Annotated in this window: 1 protein-coding gene and 1 pseudogene; one reads left to right on the top strand and one right to left on the bottom strand. The window is 72.3% G+C overall.

Features of this window, described 5'->3' with window-relative positions; all coding sequences use genetic code 11:
- Positions 1–337, bottom strand: a pseudogene (locus RH94_RS44580) (M23 family peptidase); the annotation flags it as partial.
- Positions 338–610: 273 nt separating this feature from the next.
- Here RH94_RS44580 and rpsB point away from each other — a divergent pair.
- A partial coding sequence (gene rpsB / locus RH94_RS25430; RefSeq protein ID WP_073950278.1) for a 30S ribosomal protein S2 occupies positions 611–1,510 on the top strand: 900 nt, incomplete at its 3' end.

Here is a 1,510-nt window from a genome sequence, read left to right on the forward strand (position 1 = left end):
CGCCTCTGCCGGCCACCGGGCCCGCGAAGAACACCCGCCCCGCCGCCACCGCCCGTACGGGAGCGCCCGGCGGCGCGCCGAGGTCCACGCCCCGGTGCCCGGGTCCGTAGACCGTCGCCGGCGGCTCCCAGCCCCGCAGCACCTGCGGGCGTACCCCCACCGGCCACGCCCGGCCCACGGCCGGCACCGACGGGTCGTCCTCCGCAGGACCGGGAGGGACCGGCCGAGCCGGACCGCCACCGCCCGCCCAGGCCACCGAGGCCAGCAGCGCCGCCAGAACCCCCGGCAACAGCCCCAGCCGGGCACCCGCACCCCGCATCGCACGCGTCCGAAACATGCGCCCACCGTCCCGCACCCCCGCCGGACCCGGCCGGGACCTGTGGACAACTCGCCGATTGTGGACACCGGCGTCACCCGGGGCCTCCCGGGTCCCGTACACTTCTGGTGGCGACCCGGGCCACCGGGTCGACTTCGCACGCCCCGGCACCGGGCCGGCAACGGCCGGTGTCAGCGCCTCTCGGTCCCTCGTGGCACGGCGCACCGCGGGCGTCAGGCGCGGAAGCCGTCCGGCATCCGCGGTACAACCGGGAAACTCAAGGAGAGTACGGCCATGGCCGTCGTCACGATGCGGGAGCTGCTGGAGAGCGGCGTCCACTTCGGTCACCAGACCCGCCGTTGGAACCCGAAGATGAAGCGCTTCATCTTCACCGAGCGCAACGGCATCTACATCATCGACCTGCTCCAGTCGCTGTCGTACATCGACCGCGCCTACGAGTTCGTCAAGGAGACCGTCGCCCACGGCGGCACGGTCATGTTCGTCGGTACGAAGAAGCAGGCGCAGGAGGCCATCGCCGAGCAGGCCACCCGCGTCGGCATGCCCTACGTCAACCAGCGCTGGCTGGGCGGCATGCTCACCAACTTCTCGACCGTCTACAAGCGTCTGCAGCGCCTGAAGGAGCTCGAGCAGATCGACTTCGAGGACGTCGCGTCCTCCGGTCTGACCAAGAAGGAGCTCCTGGTCCTCTCCCGCGAGAAGGCCAAGCTGGAGAAGACCCTCGGTGGTATCCGCGAGATGCAGAAGGTGCCGAGCGCCGTCTGGATCGTGGACACCAAGAAGGAGCACATCGCGGTCGGCGAGGCCCGCAAGCTCAACATCCCGGTCGTCGCCATCCTCGACACCAACTGCGACCCCGACGAGGTCGACTACAAGATCCCGGGCAACGACGACGCGATCCGCTCCGTCACCCTGCTCACCCGTGTGATCGCCGACGCCGTCGCCGAGGGCCTCATCGCCCGTTCCGGCGCCGCCGGTGAGGGCAAGGGCGAGAAGGCCGCGGGCGAGCCGCTCGCCGAGTGGGAGCGCGACCTGCTCGAGGGCGAGAAGAAGGCCGACGCCGAGGCCGCCGCTCCGGCCGCCGAGGCCGAGAAGCCGGCCGAGGACGAGAAGCCGGCCGAGGCCGCTCCGGCCGCCGAGGGCGCTCCGGCCGCCGAGGGCGCTCCGGCCGCCGAG

This window comes from Streptomyces kebangsaanensis (assembly GCF_001906585.1).
In the GTDB taxonomy this organism is placed as follows: domain Bacteria; phylum Actinomycetota; class Actinomycetes; order Streptomycetales; family Streptomycetaceae; genus Streptomyces; species Streptomyces kebangsaanensis.